Source organism: Paludibaculum fermentans, from assembly GCF_051172195.1.
In the GTDB taxonomy this organism is placed as follows: Bacteria; Acidobacteriota; Terriglobia; order Bryobacterales; family Bryobacteraceae; genus Paludibaculum; species Paludibaculum fermentans_A.
In genome coordinates this window covers 1,503,970-1,528,269 of the sequence record NZ_JBPJAQ010000001.1, presented here as the reverse complement: position 1 = coordinate 1,528,269, position 24,300 = coordinate 1,503,970, and the positions used below count along the sequence as shown (strand labels likewise).

The window sequence follows — 24,300 nt, the reverse complement described above, 5'->3', positions numbered from 1 at the left end:
GTGTGGGATCGACATTCATGATGACAGGCCTTCACTTTGATAAGTGGAGAGCAGGCCCGGAGAAGTGATCAATTCCTGTTCATCCTTATGGGACTCGTTTTGGCACATTTTAGGCCAATAACGAAACTGCTATCGTGATTTAGTTGGAGCCCAGGCTGACGGCGCAATCCAAGGCAGTTCCAGGATGTACGCGCGCCGCACCTGGCACCCTGCCTGCAACACATGGGCCAGAAACTAAACGAAGAGCAGTGGAAGGCTGCTTTCGAGCTTGCGCACGCGGCGGCGGAAGTCTCCGCGGCGGAGCGACGCCGGTTCCTGGATGCCAGCGGCCACGAGAAGGTGGTGATCCAACAGGCGCTCACCCTGCTGGAGGAGTTTGACGCACCCACGCAGACCGCGGTGCAGCACGGCAGCACGATCAGTCACTTTGTGGTCACCGGACACCTGGGCAGCGGCGGGATGGGTGATGTCTATGCGGCGACGGACACGGAACTGCGCCGTCCGGTGGCACTCAAGTTCCTGAGGCAGGAAGCCAGCATGGTGGAAGGAGCCGTGGAGAGGTTCATCCGCGAGGGGCGGACGGCCTCCATGCTGAACCACCCGAATATCGTCACCATCTACGAGGTGATCCGGACGGAATCGAGCCTGGCGATCGTCATGGAGCTGGTCGAGGGCAAGACGCTGCGCGAACTGCGGCAGGAGAAGCTAGAGATCGGGCGCCTGCTGGACATTGGAGAGCAGATTGCCAATGCGCTGGCGGCCGCCCATGCGGCCGGCATCATTCACAGGGATATCAAACCGGAGAACATCATCGTCCGTCCCGACGGACGGGTGAAGGTGATGGACTTCGGGCTGGCGCGCTGGATCGAGGCCGAGAACCGGTCCGGCATCTGGGTCTCGGCACCGGGCCTGCCTGTAGGCACCTGGCGCTACATGTCGCCCGAACAGTGCCGGGGTGAAAACCTGACCGGGGCCACGGACATCTTTTCGCTGGGGATCGTCTTTCACGAGCTCTGCGCGCGACAGCCTTTCGGCTCGGGTGATGCGGGTGTTGCAAGCGCGGCGGCCCTGCGCGGCCAGGAGGTGCGGCCGCCTTCGGCGTGGAACCCGGAGATACCCAAGGAGTTGGATACACTCGTCCTGCGGATGCTGGCTACGCAGCCGTCCGCCCGGCCGGATGCCGAGAAGGTCGCCGCCGCTTTTTCCGCCCTCCGCAAGGGCGCCGACCCCAACTGGACACCCCCTCAACTGCTGATGAGGCGGTCGAGGCGGGCCGCCCCGTGGGTCGGCGGGATCGCGGCCGCCCTGGCACTCGCCGCGGCCGCCGGCGTGTTTATGTGGCGGTGGAACCCCAAGGTCCCGACGGCGGTGCTGCGGCAGGTGACCACCCTGGTGGCGGAAAACCACGCGACCGCGGCGGCGATTTCCCCGGACGGCCGTTTTGCCGCCTACGCCAACGTGGACGGCGTCTTTCTGAGGTCCAGCCAAAGCGGGGAGACGGTTACCCTGCGCCAGCCCGAAAGCTTTCTGGCCGACCGGATGGCGTGGTTTCCCGATGGCACAAGAGTGGCGGTGAGCGGGTTTTCCACCATCACCAACCAGCCCAGTGTGTGGGCGGTCTCCATCACCGGCATGGCTCCGCGGCTGTTGCGGGAGGAGGCACGGGCGGGTGTGCCGTCGTTCGACGGAACCCAACTGGCGTCGCTCAGCGAGGACTGGTCTGAGATCTGGGTCACGAACATCAGCGGCGAGCGGCCGCGCAAGGTGCTCTCCAGCCCGGCCAGCGACACCTTTACCTTCGTTTGCTGGGCCGCCGATGGCCGCCACCTGATCTTCCAGCGCCGCCACTACGCAACTGACCAGGATCTCGGCAATGTGGTGGTGGACCGGTACTATCGCAGAAGCCTGGAGGTGCTGGACCTGGATACGGGCAAAGTCGTGAGCAGCTTGCCCGAGATGTGGGCCGATTCGGCGGTGGCCCTGAAGGACGGGACGGTGCTGCTGCTCAAGATGGATCGGGGATCGGATTCCCGCAGTGCGGTCTGGGAGATCCACATGAATCCCAGAACAGGCGTCATCCACGGCTCCGCCCACGAGATCCAGGGCATGGAAGAGAACTTCCGCGGCCAGCTGAGCGGCATCTCCTGCACGGCCGACGGCAACCGCATCATGTTCGTGCTGCGCAACAACGCGCCGGCGGTGTATGTCGCCGATTACTCGAATGCGCCGCCGTCCTTTTCGAAATCGCGCCGGCTGACCCTGGACGACCGTCTGAACTTCCCACATGCCTGGACTTCGGATAGCGCCGCCGTGATCTTCGAATCCGATCGCAGCGGCAACTGGGATATCTTCAAGCAGCGGGCGGACCAGCGCCTGCCGGACGTCATCGTAAACCACCCGGCCCGCGCGGAAGTGCTGCCCCAGGTGGCAGGCCGGGGCAAGTGGATGTTGTACAGCACCGCCCCGAAAGGCCAGGAATCGAAGGGTTTGGATGCGGTGATGCGTGTGCCGCTGAGTGGTGGAACGCCTGAACAGGTGCCGGTGGGTTCGCCGGTGGACACGTTCCGCTGTGGCCTCGGCCCGCGGCAGCCCTGTGTGATCCGGCGGAGCATCGGCCGTGAATACTACGCCTTCCACGCGCTCGATCCCGAGAAGGGGATTGGCGCGGAATTGGCGCGCACGCCGTGGATGGTGGGGGTGTTAGCCGATTGGGACATCTCGCCGGACGGATCCCTGGTAGCACTGCCGAATCACGACAACCGCTCAGCGACGATCCGCCTGGTCCGGCTCGACCACAGGGCGAACGAACCGGCGGAGTGGACGGTGGACCTGAAGGGTCTTTCGGACCTGTCGGGGTTGACCTGGTCGGCGGATGGCACCGGGTGGTTCGTCAGCGTGAACACGACCGTCGGAAAGCACCTGTACTACGTTTATCTGGACGGCCGCCGGCACCTGATCGGAGACATCCAGGGTTGGGCCGTGCCGTCGCCGGACGGGCGGCGCGTGGCGTACCTTGACCGGATCGTGGCCGCCAACGCCTGGATGATCGAACGGCATTAACCGCGGCTGCTCCCTCGCCCCTGCCTGCTCCTGCCGGAAAAGCTGCGTTCAGCTGATCACTTTTGCCCGCCTCCGCCCCCCAGTGCTTTCGGAAGCCCGAGAAGGAAGACGGAGCACCGCTTGACTACACCACACCGAACGAATCCGACATCGACGGGCAACCCGCGCCATGGCGTGCGCGCGATCCAGTTGCTCACGCTGGCCTGCGGCGCGCTGGCGCTGGCTGCCTGCGGACGCAAGGAGCAGGCCCACGCGATGCCGCCGCCCCCCGTGGAGGTGGTCCAGGTCCGGCAGCAGGACGTACCCAACGTCCGGGAGTGGGTAGCGACCATGGACGGGCTGGTCAACGCCCAGGTGCGGCCCCAGGTAACGGGCTATCTGGTACGCCAGCTCTACCGCAACGGCGACCGGGTGAGCCGGGGGACGCCGCTGTTCCAGATCGACACCCGGACCCTGCAGGCGGCAGTGAACGAGGCGAAAGCCAACGTCGAACAGGCGCGCGGGCACCTGCTGGAAGCACAGGGCCAGGTGCAGAACGCCGAGGCGCAGCGCGGCAAGAGCAAGCTCGACCTGAACCGGGCCCGGCCGCTGGCCGCGGAGCAGGCGATCAGCCGCCAGGAGCTGGACGACGCAGTCCAGGCTGACCTTGTGGCGGCCGCGCAGGTGGCCTCCGCCCAGGCTGCGGTCAGCCAAGCCAGGTCAGCGATCGACGCGGTACAGGCCAAACTGGAAACGGCCAGGCTCAATCTCGGATTTGCGACGGTGGTCTCGCCCGTGGACGGGATCGCCGGCATCAACGCCGCGCAGATCGGCGACCTCGTCGGACCGCAGAGCCCGGCGTTGACGATTGTCTCCACGGTGGATCCCATCCTCGTCAGTTTCACGTTCTCGGAACAGGAGTACCTGGGCATCCGCCGCCTGCCGGAAGGCAGTGAGGCGGGCAAGCGGAGCAGCGAGTTGGAGTTCAGCCTGCAGCTCACCGACGGTTCCACTTACCCGCTGAAGGGCAGGCTGCACGCAGTGGACCGCAATGTGGATATCAAGACCGGGGCGATTGCCGTGCAGGTTGCTTTCCCGAACCCGCGCGGGGAGCTGCGGCCTGGAGGATTCGGGCGGATTTCGACCGTGGCCGGGGTCGACCACGGTGCGCTGACTGTCCCCCAGCGCGCGATCAGCGAGATCCAGGGGGCCTACCTGGTGGCTGTGGTCACGCCGGAGAACGCCATCCAGCTGCGCCCGGTGAAGCTCGGCGCCGCCGTAGGCCCATCGCGGGTCATCAAGGAGGGCCTGCATTCCGGCGACCGCGTGGTAGCCGAGGGGATCCAGAAGATCCGCGACGGCATGAAAGTCCAACCGAAACCGTTCGAGACGCGGGCAGAGGGCGCCTCGCGCTAAGCGGGGAGAACGGCCATGTACAAATACTTCATCGACCATCCTGTCGTCGCCTGCGTCCTGGCGATCTTCTTCGTAATTCTCGGCACGCTGGCGGCGGTTACCCTACCCGTGGCGCAGTTTCCCGATATTGCCCCGCCGGAGATCCTGGTGAAGGCCAACTACAACGGCGCGGACGCGCTCACGATGGAGCAGTCGGTCGCCACGCCCATTGAGCAGCAGATGAGCGGCGTCGACGGCATGGCGTACATGTATTCGGTGAACGCCAGCAACGGCACGATGCAGCTGACGGTCAACTTCGACGTAGGCAGCAGCCCGAATACAGACCAGATTCTGGCGCAGATGCGGCAGGCGCAGGCGGCCTCGCAACTGCCGATGGACGTCAACACGCTGGGCGTGACGGTGCAGAAGGCGACCTCGGCGCCGATGATGCTGATCAACCTGTACTCTCCGGACGGCCGCTATGATGCCGGTTTCCTGGCCAACTACGGGGTGATCCAGCTGAACGACCAGCTGATGCGAACGCCCGGCGTAGGCAACCTCTCTGTGTTTGGCGCGGGCCTGTACGCCATGCGCCTGTGGGTGAAGCCCGACCAACTGGCCAAGATGGGCATCACGATCCCCGAAATCGTCAATTCGGTCCAGACGCAGAACACGGTCAACCCGGCGGGCCAGGTTGGCGGCGAGCCGGTGCCCAAGGGGCAGGAGTTCACCTACACCGTCCGCACGGACGGACGGCTGACGACGCCGGAGGAGTTCGGCGAGATTGCCGTGCGCGTGAATGAGGACGGGTCTGTGGTCCGGGTGAAGGATGTGGCGCGGGTGGAGCTGGGCGCGCAGAACTACAGCATCGTCGGACGGACCGACGGCAAGCCCTCCGCTGTATTGGCGGTCTACCAGGCGCCGGGGTCGAACGCCCTGCAGACGGCGAAGGGCGTGCGCCAACTGATGGAGGAGGCGAAAAAGTCGTTTCCCCCGGGTCTCGAGTACACCATCGCCCTGGACTCCACCAAGCCGGTAACGGACGGCATGCGCGAGATTGTCGAGACGCTGGTGGAAGCCCTGATCCTGGTCATCCTCGTGGTTTACCTGTTCCTGCAGAGCTGGCGCGCGACGCTGATCCCGCTGCTGGCCGTGCCGGTCTCGCTGGTGGGCGTCTTCCTCTTCTTCCCGTTGCTGGGCTTTTCCATCAACACCCTGTCGCTCTTCGGCCTGGTGCTGGCGATCGGACTGGTCGTCGACGACGCCATCGTCGTGGTGGAGGCGGTGGAACACCACATCGCCCAAGGCTTGGACCCGAAGGCGGCCACGATGGAGGCGATGCGCGAAGTGGCCGGACCGGTGATGGGTATCGCCATCGTGCTGGCCGCGGTCTTCATCCCCACCGCATTCATCCCCGGGATCACCGGGCGGCTTTATCAGCAGTTCGCCGTCACCATCGCCGTGTCGGTGGTCATCTCGGCGTTCAATGCATTAACGCTTAGCCCCGCGCTGTCGGCCATGCTCCTCAGGCCACGCGCGGAGCAGCGCGGACCGATGGGGCGGTTTTTCCTGCGATTCAACCGCTCCTTCGACGCGCTCACCGGCCGTTATGTCCGCGGCTGCGGCCTGCTGCTGCGCAAGGCGGCGGCCACGTGCCTGATCCTGGCCGGCTTCACGGTCATCGGCCTGTGGATGGGCAAGAAGGTGCCCTCCGGCTTCCTTCCGGAAGAGGATCAGGGCTATCTGTTCGTCGGCCTGCAACTGCCCGACGCGGCGTCGCTACAGCGCACGCAGGAAGCCTCGGGGAAGATTGAGCGGATCCTCCAGACGACGCCCGGGGTGGAGCACGTCACCAGCGTCATCGGCTACAACATGCTGAGCAAAGTGAGCAACTCCTACAGCTCGTTCTTCTACGTCAGCCTGAAGGACTGGAAGGACCGGGTGAAGCCGGAGGAGCAGTTCGGCGCCATCAAGGCCCACATCAACCGGTCACTGGCCGCGCTGCCCGAAGGCGTCGCGTTCTCGTTCGCTCCACCGGCCATCCCCGGCGTGGGCAGTTCCGGCGGGTTCACCTTCGTGCTGGAAGACCGCGCCGGCAAGGACGTCAACTTCCTGGCCGCGAACGTCACGAAGTTCATGCAGGCTGCGCGCAAGCGGCCCGAGCTCAGCGGGCTCTTCACCACCTTCCTGCCCGCCGTCCCCCAGCTCTCGCTGAAAGTGGACCGGGACCGGGTGCTGCGCCAGGGCGTCAATCTGAACGACGTCTACCGGACGGTGCAGACATTCATGGGCGGCACGTTCGTCAACTACTTCAACCGATTCGGCCGCCAGTGGCCGGTGTATGTGCAGGCCGAGGGAGAGTACCGGACCAAGCCGGAAGATGTCGGCCAGTTCTACGTCCGCGGCTCGTCGGGTTCGATGGCGCCCTTGTCGGCGCTGACCACAATCGGACCTAGTACGGGTCCCGAGTTCACGATGCGCTACAACCTCTACCGGGGCGCGCAGATCAACGGCAGCGCCGCCGAGGGCTACAGTTCGGCCCAGGCGACGAAGGCGCTGGAAGAGGTGTTCGCCGAGACGATGCCGAGCGGGATGGGCTATGACTACCTCGGCATGTCGTACCAGGAGAAGAAGTCGGAGCAGGGTGTCCCGCCGGCGCTGATCTTCGGGCTGTCGCTGCTGTTCGTCTTCCTGATCCTGGCGGCGCTCTACAACAGCTGGAGTCTGCCGTTCAGCGTCCTGCTGAGCACGCCCATCGCGGTCTTCGGCGCCTACGCGGCCCTGATGCTGCGCCGCTTCACCAGCCTGTCGTTCGAGAACGACGTCTACGCGCAGATCGGGCTGGTGATGCTGATCGGGCTGGCCGCGAAGAATGCGATCCTCATCGTCGAGTTTGCCAAGGAGGGCGTGGACAAAGGGATGTCCGCGGCCGATGCGGCCATCTCGGCGGCCCGCCTGCGGCTGCGCCCGATTCTCATGACATCGTTCGCCTTTGTCCTTGGCTGCGTACCGCTGTGGACCGCCGATGGCGCCGGCGCGGTTTCGCGGCGCATTCTCGGCACGGTCGTCATCGGCGGCATGCTGGCCGTCACGTCGATTGCGATATTCCTGGTGCCCGCGCTGTTCTACCTGGTGGAGCGGCTCGGCACAGGCAACCGCGCCGCACTACCCCTGCGGACCGCGGAAGAAGGAGAAGCCTGATGCGCCTCGCCGCGCTGTTCCCATTGATCCTCGCCCTTTCCGGCTGCGTCGTGGGGCCGAACTACCACCGGCCCCGTGTCCAGACGCCCGCGCAGTTCCGCGGCGCCGAAACGATGGCACCGCAGGCAGAGTCGCTGGCGGACCTGCCCTGGTGGGGCGTGTATGCGGATCCGGTTCTGCAGGACCTGGTGCGCACGGCCCTGGCCAACAACTACGACCTGCTCTCCGCCGCACAGCGGGTGGAACAGGCCCGCGCCATGGCCGCGGAGGCCCGCGCCGCCTTCTATCCGGCCGCGGGCTATGAATCGGCCCTCAGCACGGGCCGCAACGAGTTCGCCGGCAACCCCACGGTGAACGGTGGCGTGGTGCGCGGCGCGTTTGCGGCGGTGGGCCGTGTGAGCTGGGAGGCCGACGTGTGGGGGCGGATCCGGCGTTCCAACGAAGCCGCCCTGGCCGCCTACCTGCAGACGGAAGAGGCGCGGCACGGCATCCGGTTGCTGGTGGCCAGCGAGACAGCGCAGGCCTATTTCGAGCTGCTTGGGCTCGATCTCCAACTGCAGATCGCCAGGCGGACCACTGAGTCGTTCGACGCGACGGTGAGCCTGTTCCAGCGGCGCCTGGAAGGGGGCGCGGCCTCCCGTCTCGATACTTCCCGAGCTGCGGCTGCACGGGCGGCCGCCGCCGCCACCATCCCCGAACTGGAGCGGCAGATCCTGCTGAAGGAGAACCAGATCAGCGTATTGCTGGGCCGGAACCCGGGCCCGATCGAACGCCACGGCTCACTGCTGGAGCGCCAGACGCCGCCTTCCATTCCGGCCGGATTGCCGTCGGAACTGCTGGAGCGCCGCCCGGATGTGAGGTCGGCCGAACAACTGGTGCGCCAGACGAACGCGCAGGTGGGCGTGGCCCAGGCGGCCTACTTCCCCCGCATTGGACTGACCGCGATGGTGGGGGCGTTGAGCACCCCGCTGTCCGACATCGTCGATGGCCGGACGCCCGCCTTCAGCTTCGCCTCGAACCTGGCGGGCCCCCTATATCAGGGAGGCGCCCTCAAGGCCCGCAAGCGCGAAGCCGTGGCGGCCTGGGAACAGGCGCGGCTCGCCTATCAGCAGACTGCCCTGAGCGCCTTCCGGGATGTCGCGGACGCCCTGGCCTCGCGTGAGAAGTTCGAACAGATCCGTACACAGCAACTGGCCACGGTGGCGGCCTACCGGGAGTCCGTCGATGTTGTCCTGAAGCGCTATGCCTCCGGCCGGTCGAGCTACTTCGAAGTGCTGGAGGCCCAGCAGCAGCTGTTTCCGGCCGAGAACGCCGAGGCGTTGACGGAGATGAATCGCCGCGTAGTGATCGTCCAGCTTTACAAGGCGCTGGGCGGCGGCTGGAACCTCAAGGACGAGGAGTGGGCGAACCCGCCCGCCTCCCACTGACGCCTGGGCGGAGAGTCTCCCGATGCTAGTTCAGAACCGGCCCGACTGGAGCCAAGTCCTGTGGCAGATTCGCAAGCCCCTGGCCTTCGATATTGGATTCGCGCTGCTGATCAGTGTCACGCAGGAGTACCACTGGTTCTCGATTCCGGCGGCACCCGGCACCACGGTGAGCCTGATTGGCGCGGGCCTGGGAATGATCCTGGGCTTCCGCACCAACTCTGCCTACCAGCGCTGGTGGGAGGCCCGGATTCTATGGGGTGAACTGGTGAACTCATCGCGCACACTGGCCCGCCAGGTGTTGGCTTACACGCCGGAGCGCCGCGTGGCCGAGCGCGTCATCTTCGGCCAGATCGCATTTGTGCATGCGCTGCGGTGCCACCTGCGCGGCGAGGATCCTTCGATCGAGCTCCCCGGGCGCCTGGCCCCGGAGGAGATCCCGCCGGTGACGGCCCAGAGCAACATCCCATCCGCGCTGCTGCAGATCATGCAGCGCCGCATCACAGCCGCGGCGGACTCGGGGTACCTCAGTGAGTTCCGGCTATCCCTTCTCGACCAGACGCTGCGCACATTGACCAGCACGCTGGGGGGCTGCGAGCGGATCAAGAACACCCCGCTGCCTCGGCAGTATGACTACTTCCCGGAGATCTTCATCTACCTCTACTGCCTGATCGTACCGTTGAGCATCGTGCAGGATGTCGGCCTGATGACCCCGGTATTCACCGGCGTGGTCGCGTTCATCTTCCTGGCGCTCAACAGGATCGGCAAGAACCTGGAGGATCCGTTCGACAGTGTCGTTTACGGCACGCCGATGCTGGCCATCTCCCGCACGATTGAGATCAACCTGCTGGAACAACTCGGGGAAGCGCGGATACCCGCCGCGGTAGTGGCGACGGATGGGGTGCTTACCTGAGGGACCGCGATCTACTCATCGACTGACCAGGCGTCGCGCAGCCAGTGCCGGGCGAACTGCCAGTGGCGGTGGATCGTCACGGTGGAGCAGCCAAGCTCCTCTGCGATCTCTTCCGAGGTCTTGCCCTCGAAGACCTTCATCTCGACGACGGTCCGCAGCACGGGCCGGATGTTCTCGAGCTGAGATAGCATGCCCTCCACTTCGAGGAGGCTATTCTCCTCGGTGATCCGCATGTCGTCCCAGACGGGCACTTTCTTCGCCTTGGCCGCCAGCGGCCTGGAGTGATGGATGAGCAGCCGCTTCATGATCTGGCCCGCCAGCGACAGGAAGGCAGCGCGGTCATCCTGGCGCTCGAATTCAGACGGCTGAAGGGATTTGATCTTCATGAGCTGGAGGTACAGCTCATTCACCAGGAGTGTCGGCTGCCAGCTATGATCCTTGCGTTCCCCGCGCAGCTTGGCCGCGGCCAGGCGTTTCAGCTCAGGGTAGAAGATCTCCGTCAGGCGCTCCGCCGCACGGCCATCGCCTTTCCGAAGGGCCTCCATCAACTGAGTGATGTTGTCGGTGCTGGTGCTCACAGCTGTTTCGTGAGTATAGCAAGCGGTCCGGTGATGATGATCATTTTCCGCGCCCCATTCGCCCCTTAGTGAGTGCGGCCGCGAAGAGAGCCTTCCGGCTACGAGATCAACACACAAGGAGAACGATATGAAGTCAATGATGATGTCCGCATTGGCGGCACTGGTGATGGTGCCGGCCCTTTGTTCCGCCCGGACGGAGGTGCGCGCTGTATACGGAACCGTGGACGAGATCGCCGTGGACAGCGAGACCGCGGTTGTGAAGGCGGCTGACGGCAAGCTGTATACGGTTGAGGTAACGAGGACCTGCGAGGTGCTGGGGTTTGAACCGGAGCACCAGGGTGTGGTCAAACGAGCACTGCGCGGTGTGACCAAGGGCTCCGATGTGGTGGTGTACTACACCGTTGCCGGCACGCGCCAAAGCGCGCTGAAGATCCAAAAGGTCGGCGACAAGGGGCTGAAGGCGACCGAAGGGACGGTGCAGGCGATCGACGAGGGCGCGCGAACCGTGGCGGTGAAGGCCAAGGACGGCACAGTGAAGACCTACAAGCTCACTGAACACGCCACCAAAACCGCCGCTAAGGACACGGCGCACGGAGTTGCGGCCGGCGCCCACGTCGTGGTGTATTCCAGCGAGGCCAGCGGGCACGCGATCGCGCATTTCGTCCGCGTCCTCTAGCCCTTCAGGGAACGCCCAGGAACCACCGCGACGAGGAGGGACGGCGCCCGCGGCGATGGGCCGGAGACTGGAAAGTGGGTTTGTTCCCTCAAATTCCGCGGTGGCTTCCGGTGCGGCGGGCTGGATGGCCGGCGCTTCCGGAGCAGGTGGGTTTGTTCCCTCAAAATCTGCGGTGGGTTGGGTAGTTTCGGACCCGGCGTGCTCGCAGGAAGCCAGGAGTTGGGTTAGGTGGTCCAGGCCGGTTGGGGTAGAGCGGATGGCGCTTTCGACGCGGCGGAGGCGCATCTGGATCCAACCGGCATAGCGATTGAGGGCCTGGATGTAGCCGTGCTGGCGGAGGACCCACGCCTGCGCGGCGTCCTCGTTGCCTCGGCCGTATTCCAGACCGGCGTTGAAGAGGGCTCGTTCGCGGCTCTCGTGGATGATGAGGTGGCCCTGGAGCATGTGCCATTCGTACGTGAGGGCGCGCACGTTTGGATCGGCCAGGTGCTGGGTGCCGGTTTCGGCGATGGCTCGGAAGTGAGCTTCGAGGCGGGGCGGCATGCGGTGGCCGGCGCTATAGACTCCGGTGCGGCGGGCGTTGGCGGAGACTTTGGCCTTGCCTTGAGCGGAGCGAGGGCCGGTGGATTTTTGGGCGTTGGCTCGGTTGGCAGCGAGGCGCTTTTCGGATATTTGAATGGAGGGCATGGGTGGGGGTCCTTGCGCTTCACTGCACCTGTTGAATGGGGTAGGTGCGCTGAACGAGGCGCAGTTCGGCGGCGAGGGCGCGGTGGCGGCGCCAGTACCGTTCCTCGAGTTTGAGGGCTTCCATGAGGGATTTTCGCTGAGCAGGGTCCATGGTGTGGAAGGCCTGCCAGGCGTGGACTCCGGGGCTGGCTTTGGGGACGAGTTCATTGGTGTTGTCCCATTGGCGCTGAATCTGGAGGTTGAGGGCCGAGGTTTCGAACGAGGCGTAGCGTTCGGCGCGCCAGATGCAATCGGCCATGCGGTCGGCGAGCATGTGCTGGTAGACGGTGGCGGGTTTGTACTGCTCGTGCACGGCGGCACGCACCTTTCTGTAGTACTCCTTGCGTTCACAGAAGGTGATGACGCCGGTGGCTTTGGGACCGGTGAGAATGCCGTCCGCTTCGACCTGGGCGTGGCGGGTGAGGAGGTCGATGTCGGGGAAGGCGCAATCAGTTGGTTCGGCGATGTACATGGAATAAGTCCTCTATACCCATTGTTAGGAGTGGTGGACCAAGGATTTAGGAGCTGGATGTCTGCAATCGATTGATTGCAAGGGAGAAGATTTTTTCGATTGTTGTGTGATGAAGGAAGCTTAACGTGGAGAAACAGGGGAGAAGTCCACCGGGGCGGTGAGGTGGGGGTGGTCCTGGTGATCGTCCGGGCTCAGCTCGATGGGTGGACGCGGTGAGGGTGCTCTCGGTATTTCTTTCGGGTGATGCTTTTGGTCGCTGCCGGTGCCCCTATTCCTGTGGTGGCGCAAGCACCCAGTATCCAGGAAGGAACCAGCGCATGAACTCAAGTGATTTTCGAAGGGCCGACGGGGGCGCGCCGGCCGGGAGTCTCTTCCGCTTCGGCGTGTTCGACGTCGACCTGGAAAAGCAGGAGTTGCGCCGCAAGGGCGTGCCGATCAAGCTGCAGCAACAGCCGTTCGAAATCCTCAAGCTGTTGCTGGTGCACCGGGGGCGATTTGTATCGAGGCAGGAGATCCAACGGACGCTTTGGCCGGACGATTACTTCGTTGACTTCGAGGGCAGCATCAACACGGCCGTGATGAAGCTCCGCCAGGCGCTGCGGGAGAATGCGGCTTCGCCTACTTATATCGAGACAGTCGCCCGCAAAGGGTACCGGCTGATGGCGCCGATCATGGAGGAGGGCTTGGCGAAGGACGTCCCCGGCATTGCCGTTCTGCCCCTGCGGGACCTCTCCGGCAACGCCGAGTCGCAGTACTTCGCGGACGGGCTGACGGACATGCTGACTACGGAACTGGCCCAGCAGTCGGGGCTGCGTGTGATCTCGCACCTGACCATGCTGCGCTACAAGGACTCGCCGCTGAGCCTGCGGCAGGCCGCGCGGGAACGGGATGTGCAGTCGATCGTGGAGGGTTCGATTCTGCGTTCCGGAGACCGGATCCGGATCTCCGTCCGGCTGTTGGACGCCGAAGCGGACCGGCATCTCTGGGCGCAAACCTACGATCGCGACCTGTGCGACATTCTCTTCCTTCAGAAGGAGGTGGCGCAGGCGATTGTGACCTCCACTTCCCGAGCGCTGCGGCCGGACCATACCCCGGAGCCAGTCCGGATCAGCCCCACGGCGTATGAGGCTTATCTCAAGGCAAACTACCTGTTGTCGGTGCGAGCCCCCAGATCATTAGTGAAAGCCATCGATTGGTTTCTTGCCGCGATTACCGAGGCTCCGTCGTGGGCGGCGCCGTTTGCGGGCCTGGCGGAGACCTACCGGCGGCTGGATTTTTTCGAGCACCTTCCCTCGCAGGATGCCGCCAAGCTGGCAACCGGCTACGCGGTGCAGGCACTGGCCCTCGATCCCGCGCAGGCGCAGGCCCACGCGACGATGGGCGCCATCCTGGCGCTGCACGACTGGAACTGGACAGAGGGCGAGGAACGGCTGAAGGCCGCGCTGGACTACAATCCTCAGTCGGCCCACGCGGAGCATCTGTACGCGATGGTGCTGCTGGCGGAAGGCCGGCCGCTGGAGGCGCTGCGGCGTGTCGACCGGGCGCTGTCGATCGAGCCGTCGTCGCTCTTCCTGCGCAGTGAGCGCGCGCAGATCCTGCTGTTCGCGCACCGTCCGGCGGAATCGCTGCGGGAAAGCGAAGACCTGCTGGAGGGCAACTCTGAATTCGCATTGGGGCTGCTGGTGTATGGCGCGGCGCTGCTCGCCGTGGAGAGGTACGCCGATGCCCTGGCGGCGCTGGAGCGCGCATATGCGGCTTCGCCGCTTCCGATCGCCTTGGCTGGGATGGTGCATGCGCACTCGGGCCTGGGGCGTTCGAGCGAGGCCCACGACTGCTTCCAGCGTCTAGCGGAATTGCAGCGCACGGAGCACGTCCGGCCGGTGACGATGGCCTTGGGCTGTCTTGGCCTGGGGGAGCGAGAGCTGGCGCTGCAATGGTTGGAAAAAGCAGCCGAGTTGCACGATGTGAATCTGCCCCTGCATCTGCAGTTGCCGCCCTTCGATACACTCCGCGCGGAGCCCGCGTTTGCGCGGATCCACCGGCAGATGAACCTGCCGCGCGAATTCCCCGCCCACCCCTGATAATTTCCCGCCTGCTGTTGTCCCCCACTTATTCAGTGGGGAGGCGCTGGACGCCGCCCCAAGACAAGGAACAAATCTCCATGCAGATGATATCCGGGGCCTGCTCCCGCCGCCTGGCCGCCTTGCTGGCGCTGGCTTCGGTGGGTTACGCAGCGTCCACGACCACGCCCAGTGCCCAGCGGGCACCGTTGCTCACTGTCACCAGCCCCCAGGCGGGCGCCCAACTGAACGGCCAGAGCCTGCTGGCAGAGATACAGATCCAACCGGAAGCGATCCGGAACACCCTCGCCGCCGTCCTCAACGGCAAGGACATCACTGGCCAATTTGCGGTCAAGGCTCCGTGCCGGGGGGCGGTTTGCACCGAAACGGCGTTGCTGACCCAGGCGGACGGGCTGATCAAGGGGCAGAACGTCCTGCGCCTGCGCATCAAGGGCTGGGGCGCCAACACAACCCGCGCCCGCGTTGTGTTTGCCTGGACTCCGGGAAACCCCACCGGCGTGAATGACGGCGACATCACCGAATTGCCCCAGCCGAACTACAACTTCACGACCCTGACGCCCGGCGGCTATCGAAGCACCGGCGAGCCGTGGTTCCAGATCTCGAGCAACGGTCTGCATGGAGTCACAAGGAACTATCCGGCCCAACCGCCAATGTGCGGAGGACGGGGTTACACGTACACGCTCGTCCAGATCGATAGGAACAACCTGAACGAAGTTGCCACGACCTGCCTCAACACCCCTGATGTCGACGCCGCGCTGAAAGCGGTTCCTTCCACCCAGTTCGCCGTTTTCGGTACGAACTCCACCTACAATGCGGACTGGCAGAATCTGAACACGCTGCCGATTGGGGGCACCGATTTCCGCGGCAATGCGCCGTCGGCGGAAGTGCCTTATGGCTACATGGTGCTGGGCATCGGCAAGGCCCCCTATGGCGTGGCCATGGAGTCGTACAACACCGGCTACGAGGTAAACGAGGCCTCGCTGACGCAGATTCTGGGCGTGCTGACCCGGAACGGCCACAGCCTCTTCGACTACCACCCCTTCGACTACATCACCTATTCGATCGATGGCCCGAACAAGCGGGCCACGTTCGATGGCCAGACGTTCACGCCGCCGCCAACCCTGCCCGCCACCGGTTTCTGGGTGTTCCCCTTCACGCGCTATACGTTCGCGCCGATGGCCGGAACCCAGGGCATCGTCTATGACGCCACGAAAGCCTCGGATCTCACCGCCATGAACACCCTGCTGAGCAACCTCACGTGGCGGCAGATGGCGGTTGTCATCGGGTGGGGCAAGCAACCCGGGCTCAGCCTGCCGCAGAACCTCAATCCTTTGGTCACCACCCTGGCTTCCATGGGTGTCCCGTACACCACGATTCAGCAGATGACCAGCGACCAAGCGGCGATGGCCGCCCTGGTGACTCCGGATCCGACGGTTTCCATCGCGCTGCCCAACCGGCGTGTGCCGTTCTCGATGACGCCCAGCGAAAACGGCCAGACCGGACAGTTGGTGGGCTCCCTGGGGCGGGACAAATACTACCTGTACCGCTCGATGTACACCGCGCAAGCCGACCTGTCCTCGGCGTCGCCGATCGACGCGAGTTTCCTGAAGACAATCTGGCTTCCGAACTCCACGTGGCCGATGATGGACAGCACGAGCCGTGTGAACGCCTACAAATATCTGAGCAACCGGATTCTGCACGTGGTTTGGCCGGACAAATTGCCCGCCGGTCCCACCGACGACATCCGCTACATTTACACCTCATCCGCCGCCAATCTGCTGACCAAAGTCCATCCGGACGCCGACCCGGCCTTCACCTACCCGGTTGGGGGCACTTACACCAATCCGGACACCGGCGAGAGCTATGCGTTCACCGAGTCCGACCTGTCGGGCGTCGCCAGGCAGTTGCGCGCCGAGTTCGGGGCCCTCGCCCAGGTTCTGCCCTTCCTGGGCACCAGCAGCACGGGCGCCAATCTGCTGGGGCGGATGATTGAAAACGACAACGCCTGGATGCCGGCCTGGGTGACCGGCAATACGATCATTCTCAACCAGTCGCCCTGGGTGAACCAAAGCGGGCCCATCGGCTTCAGCTTCGACGATCTTGTGTACCAGTCCTCAGCGCTGACTCCCAACCAAGCGGCGATGGGCAACCCGCTGTTCGCCCCGATCGAGGGGATGTTGGGGGAGTTGGTGATCGCGGTGGGTTCCACCGGCGCCATGGATGTGAACAACAACGGGGTGCCGACAGCAGGCTACGCGGTGAATACCACGATCAAGGACTTCGTGTTCAATTACGTCACGTGGGTCGGCAACGCCGATCGCGCCTATGACCAGATCATCGACCTCGCCGTGTCCGACTGGAACCGGCTGCAGATGCTCAGCCTGGCGATCAAGTCAAAATGGTTCCTCGACGACTATAGCGTGCTTGATCACAGCCCGACGCTCCAGTTGGGAGCCAACCGGTTCTTCTACACGACGTTCATGCGCACCTACTACTCGCATGACGCCTACTGGTTCACCAGCACGACGGATCCCCTGAAAGTCGGATCGATGAAGGAAGAGTGCAGCTTCGGTTCATGCACGCCGCAGTGCCGGGGCGTCTACACGGATTCGCCGTCGCCGAACTCCTCAACGGCGTTTTCGAGCTTCCCGCCCAATGGCAAATACGACCTGTTCCAGATCGCAACACCGATCAAGGACAACGAGTCGAAGCTCATGACCGTCCAGACTCCGGGCGCCGATCTGGGATTGATGCTCTTCGGAACCGAGCAGGCCAACGGCCAGTTCGCCATGCCGAAAGACGTCTGGTTCACGATGGGCGCCCTGCCCGTCCGATCGGGCGCGGACTCCCCACAGTACGGCTACGGCGGGTGCGTCCTGCCGTAACACAACCGGTCACAGTCGAAAGCGCGGGGCTCTTCGGAGCCCCGTTTTTTATTTGGGGGAAGCCGCTCCAGCGGGGCTCTGATGTCATTGATAAGACGGTAGATATCGGTTGATTGCGAAGTCACCTCGAAGCCATGGTCCTGTGCGGCCGAAGCGCGCACGATAGGGTCAGCAAGGTTATCAAAAAGAGGAACAGATGCGGACTTCGATTCGACTCACCATTCAGGCGGCAGTGGCCGTGCTCAGCCTCCATCCAGGCGTTCAGGCGGCCCATTCCCACGATTTCAACGTGTATGCCACCAGTGTGGCGCAGGCGCCCAATGGCGGTTTGTGGATTCAAGTGAACGATACGGTCAACGGCGGCCGGACCGTGGCCACCGGAGGGGCCCCGATGTATGAGAACGTCAACGCGCCCGGCACCATCGTGGGTGTGCCGGGCAAGAACGGGTATTGGGTGATCTCGAAGTATGGCGACATCTACGCGCGCGGCGAGGCGCCGGCGCTGTGTGAGGGACACCTGTCGAAGTGCTCGGGATTCCCGGTGACTCCCGATAACAAACAGTATGTGACCCATGCCGCCGCGACACCCGATGGGCGTGGCTTCTGGGCCCTGGGCCGGTCCGGCCAGGTGTGGACCGCGGGGACGGCCGCGTTCCACGGCGACATGTACGACGAGAAGTATGTGGCGACGGCGATCGCGGCCTCGCCATCCGGCAATGGCTACTACATCCTGAAGACCGATGGCGGCTTGCATGTGCGCGGCGACGCGGTGTTCTTTGGCTCCACGGGCGGCCACTTCACGCGGGACTATACGGGGCTGGTGCTGAGCCGGACGGCAGGCGGTACGGTCAACGGGTACTGGATGCTGGAAGAAGACGGGGGCGTGCACGCTTACGGCGATGCGGTGTTTCTGGGTTCCAGCGGCGGCAAAACTCCGCGCGCCACATCGATGTTCCCGGTGGATGGCGGGGTGCGCTATGGGTGGGTGACCTATGACGGGAAGATCGAGTTGTCCACGTCGTATCGGCGGGGTCCGGTGTCGACGTCCGACTACGATCTCAGCCCGGTGTGGACGCTGCAGGGCGATGTGGATAAGCCGGGCGCCGAACTGCACGCATTCACGCTCGGGTCCGGTCCAGTGGACAGCTGGATCTTCTGGCCGGTGAAGTGGTTGGGCGCTCCGGTCTACCAGTTGCGGCATGAACGCAACGGACTGTGCGTGGAGGCCAGCGGAGCCCGGTTGGTGCAGGCCGTGTGCCACGCCAACTTCCATGATTCCGTGGCGCAGGCGTTCCTGCTTTACGCCGGGGCGGGCGAGAACATGTACCTGGCGCCGGCCGAGCGGGGCCACTACTCGATCGCGAAGATGCCGGGCCGGTCCCGGTTGGAGATCTCCATCACAGACGCCACGGTGTGGCGCACGCTGAACACGACGACGGTTACCGCCGAGGCCACCGGGGCTCAGTGGCAGACGGGTGGCGCGGCGGGCAACCTGACGACCCTCGGCGCACCCGGCCTTCAGGCGCCGCCCCGGAAATGGGTGGTTGCCACGACGGCCCCGGTTCCCGATTCGACGGTGCGCTTCGTCAGCATGGAAACCGGTCATTGCGCGGAGTTTAAGTGGAACACCACGACTTACTACCTGTATCAATCCCTGTGCCAGCCGGCGGTGCAGCCGCAGACGTTCCGGTTGGGGCCCGATGGCGTAAATACCTACCGCATCAACGTCGCCTTCGTGGACAACTTCGGCGCGGCGCCGGCCAGCAACGGCGGGGTGATGTTCACGGTGGCCAGCAAGCGCTGGATCCTGGAGCTCACGAAGTTGCCGTAGCAGCCGGGGGCGGAGGTCGCGCAGCCGCGTTTGCGCGGTCGCCGGGCATGAGATAGAAGCTCAATTCCCGTTTCGAAGAGGCTTCCTGGAAGGCGCGCTGGCAGCGGGCCGCGCTGCTGTGCTGAGTGGAGCTTTTCGGTGGGTATCCGCTCACTCACGTTCACGGCTCCGTTTGCGGCTTCCTTCGGTTTGGCGGCTCGGAGGGGCCGTGGGGACTCCATGGAAGACGCGTGGGGGCCGTGGCCCGCTCCGTTGAAGACGCTCACGCGATGGGTCGCGCTGCTGCGCTGAGTGGAGCTTTTCGGTGGCTATCCGCTCACTGACGTTCACGGCTCCGTTTGCGGCTTCCTTCGGTTTGGCGGCTCGGAGGGGCCATGGGGACTCCATGGAAGACGCGGGGGGGGCCGTGGCCCGCTCCTTGCCAGTCGCGGTTCGCAGCGCGGTGGGGATTCCTCCGTTGATGACGCGACTTTGGAGGGGCCCGCTTACTGCCGTGCGCGGTTCGTAGCGCGGTGGGGACCCCTCCCTGACGGTCGGGGTTCGTAGCGGTTTCCTTCGGTTTGGCGGCTCGGCGGGGCATGCGGGACTCCCAAGAGAGTGGCCTGATTCCATGGGGAGGGCCGACGCCGGCGCGAACTCAATGGGCGGCTAGCAGGATTTCTGGCGCAGGCTGTCAGGCTTTCGCGCTCCCCGTAACCTGCCTGACCGCCCTCTAAGCGGACGTCATTGGTGCGTCTACATCTTTGAATACACGGCAGATATTGGTTCAGATCGAGTTCACCCGCGCTCCATGGTCTCGAACCGGAAATTCGCCGAACATGGGCCATGTCCGGATCAAACAAAACTCCACACAGGGAAAGAGATCAGAAGATGCAGACCAATCAATTGAGCAGATTCGTTGTTGCCGCAGTGTTGGCGGCGTTCCTGTTCGGCCACTCCGCCAGGTCGGCCCATCATGATAGCGGCAACATGTGGGTGACCAGCGTCGCGCAGGCTCCCAACGGCGGCTTCTGGATCCAGGTGAACGATACAGCGCACACCGGCAAGACCATTGTGTCGGGTCCGGCTCCGGTGTTTGAGAGTGTCAACGCGCCCGGCACCATCGTGGCCGTGCCCGGCAAGATGGGCTACTGGGTAGTGACGAAGCGTGGCGACATCGTCTCACGCGGCGACGCTCCAGCGTTCTGCGAGGGGCACCTTTCGAAGTGCAGCAACTATCCGAGTGATCCGGGGAACAAGAGTTTCGTGATGCATGCCGCGGCTACACCCGACGGTTTGGGCTTGTGGGTTTTGGGCTATGACGGCCAGGTCTGGACCGTCGGAACAGCACAGCCCTACGGTGACCGGCCTGCAGAGGGCAACTTCTACGGGTCCGCCATTGTTCCGACGCCGAGCGGCAAGGGCTACTACATCCTGATGAGCGACGGCGGCGTACACACCCGGGGCGACGCGGTCTTCTTCGGTTCCACCGGCGGCCACAAGACCCGTGAGTACACCGGGATGGTGCTGAGCAAGACGGCGACGGGGGCGGTGAACGGCTACTGGATGTTGGAAGAAGACGGAGGAGTGCATGCGTACGGCGATGCGCAATTTCTGGGGTCCACTGGCGGGAACACGTCCCGAGTGACTTCGATGTTCAGTATGGACGGCGGTATCCGCTACGGATGGGTGACCTACAACGGCACGATTGGTTACTCCACGTCGTATCGCCGGGGCCCGGTGTCGACGACGGAGCACGATCTGAGCATGGTTTGGACGTTGCAGGGCGATGTGGACAAGCCGGGCGCCGAGGTCCACGCGATGCTGCTGGGCAGCGGCCGGGTGGACAGTTGGATCTTCTGGCCGGCCAAGTGGGGTGGGGTCCCGGTGTATCAGTTGCGGCACGAGTTCAACGGCCTGTGCCTGGAAGCCAAGGGAGACCGGTTGGTGCAGGCAGTGTGCCAGGCCAATTTCGCCAACTCCGGGGCCCAGGCGTTTCTGGCCAGTTCAGGAGGGGACGACAACATGTATGTGTCGCCGGCTCAAAACGGATATCTGGCGATCGTCATCAAGCCGGGCAAATCGCTGCTGGAGATTTCCATGAGTGGGAGTACGCAGTGGCGCACGCTGGCCACGACGACTGTCACCTCCGAGGCCACCAGAGCGCAGTGGCACACGTCAGGCGCGGTGGGCGACAAAACGCACCTGGGCGTACCGGACCTGCAGACGCCACCGCAGAGATGGGTGGTGGCCACGACGGCCCCGGTTCCTGGCTCGACGGTACGGTTCGTCAGCATGGCGACGGGACGCTGCGGGGAGTTCAAGTGGACCGGCACCGCTGACTACCTGTTCAACGCCGCCTGCCAGATGGGGGTGCAGAACCAGACGTTCCGGTTGGTGCCTGATGGCGCAAATGTCTTCAGGATCAGCATTGCCTTTCACAGTGAAGTCGGCGCCGCGCCAGGCTTCACCGGCGGGGTGATGTTCACGGGGGCGAGCCAGCGGTGGGTGCTGGAACCGCTGAAGCTGCTGTAGGCTCCCGCGGGCCGCGCAACCCATTCGATGCCTGTCCAGCCGCGTTATCTCTATCCATAAGCTCTTGATTACAAGTCAGATAGTAGTTGATATCGAGTTCAGGCCAGCTCCATGGATTTGTTTCCGCGGCCGGCCAAATATGGGGCATATCAGGTATGCATAAAGCTCAAATCCACAGGAGAGGAAAGAAAATGATCACGATTCAATCGATCCGCATTGTAGTTCCCCTGGTGCTGGCGGCGCTTGGGTTCAGCCGTCCCGCGAAAGCCTCCGATTATTACGATGGCAACGTCTTCGTCACCAACGCCGCGCAGGCTCCCAATGGCGGCTTCTGGATTCAGGTGAACGACACAGTGAATGGCGGCAGGACCATCGTATCGGGAGGAGCCCCGGTGTTCGAGAGCGTGAACGCGCCTGGCACGCTTGTGGCGATGCCCGGCAAGAACGGCTACTGGGTGATCACGAAGCGTGGCGACATCCACGCACGGGGAGAGGCTCCACCGCTGTGCGAGGGGCACCTCTCGAAGTGCAGCAACTTCCCGAGCAATCCCGGCGCCGGCTCGTACGTGACCCACGCCGCGGCTACCCCGGATGGCCGCGGTTTCTGGGCCCTGGGAGACGACGGCCAGGTGTGGACCGCGGGAACGGCCCTCCCCTACGGTGACGCGCGGAAAGACACCGCAGCCGCCGGGACAGCCATCACGCCGACGCCGAGCGGCAAAGGCTACTACATCCTGAAGAGCGACGGCGGCGTGCATGCCCGGGGTGACGCGGTGTTCTTCGGGTCCACGGGTGGCCACTTCCAGCGGGAGTACAACGGCCTGGTGCTGAGCCGGACGGCGGGCGGAGCAGTGAATGGCTACTGGATGCTGGAACAGGACGGCGGAGTCCACGCCTATGGCGATGCGGTCTTCCTGGGATCCACGGGAGGCAAGGCTTCGCGGGTGACGTCGTTGTTTCCGGTAGATGGCGGTATCCGGTACGGTTGGGTGACTTATGACGGCAACATCGAGCTGTCCGACTCGTACCGCCGGGGGCCGGTGACGACGATTGACTACGATCTCAGCCCGGTGTGGACCATGAATGGCGGCGTGGACACACCCGGCACGGAGTTACACACGGCGACGCTCGGATCCGGCCGCGTGGATAGTTGGATCTTCTGGCCCGCCAGGTGGAAGGGAACTTACGTCAACCAGGTGCGCAACGAACGCAATGGCTTGTGCCTGGAGGTCAGTTCGGATGTTCTCGTGCTGGCAGCCTGCCAACAGGATCCCAGCAATTCCGGGACACAGGCATTTTGGCTCGTGGACGGTTCCAACGGAACCTTCTGGGTCGTATGGGCTGCACACCCGCAGTACTACCTGGTGAAGGAAGACGGGGCACGCCTGAGGCTGCTGCGTTCCGGCAACGGCTTGTGGCGCACGCTGGACGTGACGACGGTCACATCCGAAGCCACGGGTGCGCAGTGGCACACGTGGAATGCGGCGGGCAACCAGACCAGCACCAGCTTGCCGGGGCCCGAGACGCCTCGTCAGAACTGGGTTGTGGCGGCCACCGCCCCGGTTCCGGGTTCGACGGTCCGGTTCATCAGCATGGAGACGGGGTACTGCGGGGAGTTCAAGTGGTGGGACACGACGTATCACCTGTTCCAGTCTGTGTGCCAGCCGGCTGTGCAGCCGCAGACGTTCCGTCTGATGGCAGACGGCCCGCAGGCATATCGCATCAACATCGCGTTCACCGACGCCATGGGCGCCGCGCCGGCCTGGAACCTCGGGGTGATGTTCTCGGGGGCCAGCACGCGCTGGATGATGGACCTGAGCAAATTGCCATAGGGCGCGCCAGGGACGGCGCCGGGCTCCGCGCGCGTGGCCGGCCGCCGTATGCACGAGATTGCCGGGCGAAGTGGAGTTCGTCCCGGCCGCTCACAGCACAGCCTGGCGGCTGGATTCCGCAAGGAACCGGTAAGTGCTGGAGCAAGCCGCGGGGTACCAAGGCCTGATCTGCACAGTCCCTTGGCACCCGCGGGCCTCTCCCCACCCTGATTGCGCGGCCCCTGTTGCCGCCGCGGGTCAACCCGTAGGCGGCGGCAGAGGCCCCTGCCGCGGTAATTGTCTGCCAACCCCTGAGGAAAACCCTCCAGCCACCGTCCCCCCTCCCTGTAGGGGGGCGCTGGATGGCGCCTGGCCTGAAGAAAGGAAGGAACTCCATGAAATCGATATCCTGGGCCTCCTCCGGCATCTCCGCCTTTTTGGCTCTCACTTCCCTGGGATGGGCGGCATCTCCCCCATCTCCGCATGCGCGTCAATCGCCACTGCTGGTGGTCACCAGTCCAAAGCGAAACGCCACTCTCGGCGGTGTGACCGTGCGAGTGTCCGCCCAGATCAGCCCGCGGGCCACTGAATCGACATTCAAGGCCGCGCTGAACGGCACGGACATCACCGCCCGGTTCGTGCGGGGCTGCGCCGGCAATCCAATCACGTGCACCGATGATAAGATCAGCGCTTTGATGCAACCTGGGGGCGAGGCGCTACTTCACCTCAGCGCTGCTGAGTGAGACGTACCAGC

14 protein-coding genes are annotated in these 24,300 nt (G+C 64.4%); 12 read left to right on the top strand and 2 right to left on the bottom strand.

Features of this window, described 5'->3' with window-relative positions; translation table 11 throughout:
• Positions 1-222: 222 nt before the first annotated feature.
• The 5 genes from ACR9Y2_RS06170 to ACR9Y2_RS06150 all read left to right on the top strand — a co-directional run bounded on the left by ACR9Y2_RS06170 (position 223) and on the right by ACR9Y2_RS06150 (position 9,972).
• Positions 223-3,060 (top strand): protein kinase domain-containing protein, encoded by a 2,838-nt coding sequence (locus ACR9Y2_RS06170; RefSeq protein ID WP_435040178.1) that lies wholly within the window; start codon positions 223-225, stop codon positions 3,058-3,060.
• A gap of 120 nt (positions 3,061-3,180) precedes the next feature.
• Complete coding sequence (locus ACR9Y2_RS06165; protein ID WP_435040177.1) at positions 3,181-4,455, top strand: efflux RND transporter periplasmic adaptor subunit; 1,275 nt, start codon at positions 3,181-3,183, stop codon at positions 4,453-4,455.
• A gap of 15 nt (positions 4,456-4,470) precedes the next feature.
• Positions 4,471-7,635 (top strand): efflux RND transporter permease subunit, encoded by a 3,165-nt coding sequence (locus ACR9Y2_RS06160; RefSeq protein WP_435040176.1) that lies wholly within the window; start codon positions 4,471-4,473, stop codon positions 7,633-7,635.
• Entirely contained in the window at positions 7,635-9,062 is a 1,428-nt protein-coding gene (locus tag ACR9Y2_RS06155; RefSeq protein ID WP_435040175.1) for an efflux transporter outer membrane subunit, read from the top strand. Before ACR9Y2_RS06160 ends, ACR9Y2_RS06155 begins: the two co-directional genes overlap by 1 nt.
• A gap of 22 nt (positions 9,063-9,084) precedes the next feature.
• Positions 9,085-9,972 carry a bestrophin family protein gene (locus tag ACR9Y2_RS06150; protein WP_435040174.1) on the top strand — a complete coding sequence of 296 codons (888 nt, stop codon included), beginning with the start codon at positions 9,085-9,087 and terminating at the stop codon, positions 9,970-9,972.
• Positions 9,973-9,983: 11 nt separating this feature from the next.
• Here the strand turns inward: ACR9Y2_RS06150 and ACR9Y2_RS06145 are convergent, their stop codons facing one another.
• Positions 9,984-10,550 carry an ECF-type sigma factor gene (locus ACR9Y2_RS06145; protein ID WP_435040173.1) on the bottom strand — a complete coding sequence of 189 codons (567 nt, stop codon included), beginning with the start codon at positions 10,548-10,550 and terminating at the stop codon, positions 9,984-9,986.
• A 127-nt stretch (positions 10,551-10,677) separates the two neighbouring features.
• Between ACR9Y2_RS06145 and ACR9Y2_RS06140 the strand changes: the two genes are divergently transcribed.
• Positions 10,678-11,226, top strand: coding sequence for a hypothetical protein (locus ACR9Y2_RS06140; protein WP_435040172.1), 549 nt, complete (start codon positions 10,678-10,680; stop codon positions 11,224-11,226).
• 706 nt (positions 11,227-11,932) lie between these two features.
• Here the strand turns inward: ACR9Y2_RS06140 and ACR9Y2_RS06135 are convergent.
• Positions 11,933-12,424, bottom strand: a complete 492-nt coding sequence (locus ACR9Y2_RS06135) for a hypothetical protein (RefSeq protein WP_435040171.1) — start codon at positions 12,422-12,424, stop codon at positions 11,933-11,935.
• A 317-nt stretch (positions 12,425-12,741) separates the two neighbouring features.
• On the opposite strand from ACR9Y2_RS06135, the gene ACR9Y2_RS06130 reads away from it, so the two are divergent.
• From ACR9Y2_RS06130 to ACR9Y2_RS06105, 6 genes are all read left to right on the top strand, one after another.
• Complete coding sequence (locus tag ACR9Y2_RS06130) at positions 12,742-14,505, top strand: winged helix-turn-helix domain-containing protein (RefSeq protein WP_435040170.1); 1,764 nt, start codon at positions 12,742-12,744, stop codon at positions 14,503-14,505.
• Between the two features lie 80 nt (positions 14,506-14,585).
• On the top strand, positions 14,586-17,390 hold the full coding sequence (locus ACR9Y2_RS06125) for a hypothetical protein (RefSeq protein WP_435040169.1): 2,805 nt from the start codon (positions 14,586-14,588) through the stop codon (positions 17,388-17,390).
• 196 nt (positions 17,391-17,586) lie between these two features.
• Positions 17,587-19,221: a hypothetical protein gene (locus tag ACR9Y2_RS06120; RefSeq protein WP_435040168.1), complete on the top strand. Its 1,635-nt coding sequence runs from the start codon at positions 17,587-17,589 to the stop codon at positions 19,219-19,221.
• 885 nt (positions 19,222-20,106) lie between these two features.
• Entirely contained in the window at positions 20,107-21,735 is a 1,629-nt protein-coding gene (locus tag ACR9Y2_RS06115) for a hypothetical protein (protein ID WP_435040167.1), read from the top strand.
• Positions 21,736-21,926: 191 nt separating this feature from the next.
• A complete protein-coding gene (locus ACR9Y2_RS06110; RefSeq protein WP_435040166.1) occupies positions 21,927-23,567 on the top strand; it encodes a hypothetical protein in 1,641 nt (546 codons plus the stop codon).
• A gap of 374 nt (positions 23,568-23,941) precedes the next feature.
• Complete coding sequence (locus ACR9Y2_RS06105; protein ID WP_435040165.1) at positions 23,942-24,289, top strand: hypothetical protein; 348 nt, start codon at positions 23,942-23,944, stop codon at positions 24,287-24,289.
• Positions 24,290-24,300: the final 11 nt, after the last annotated feature.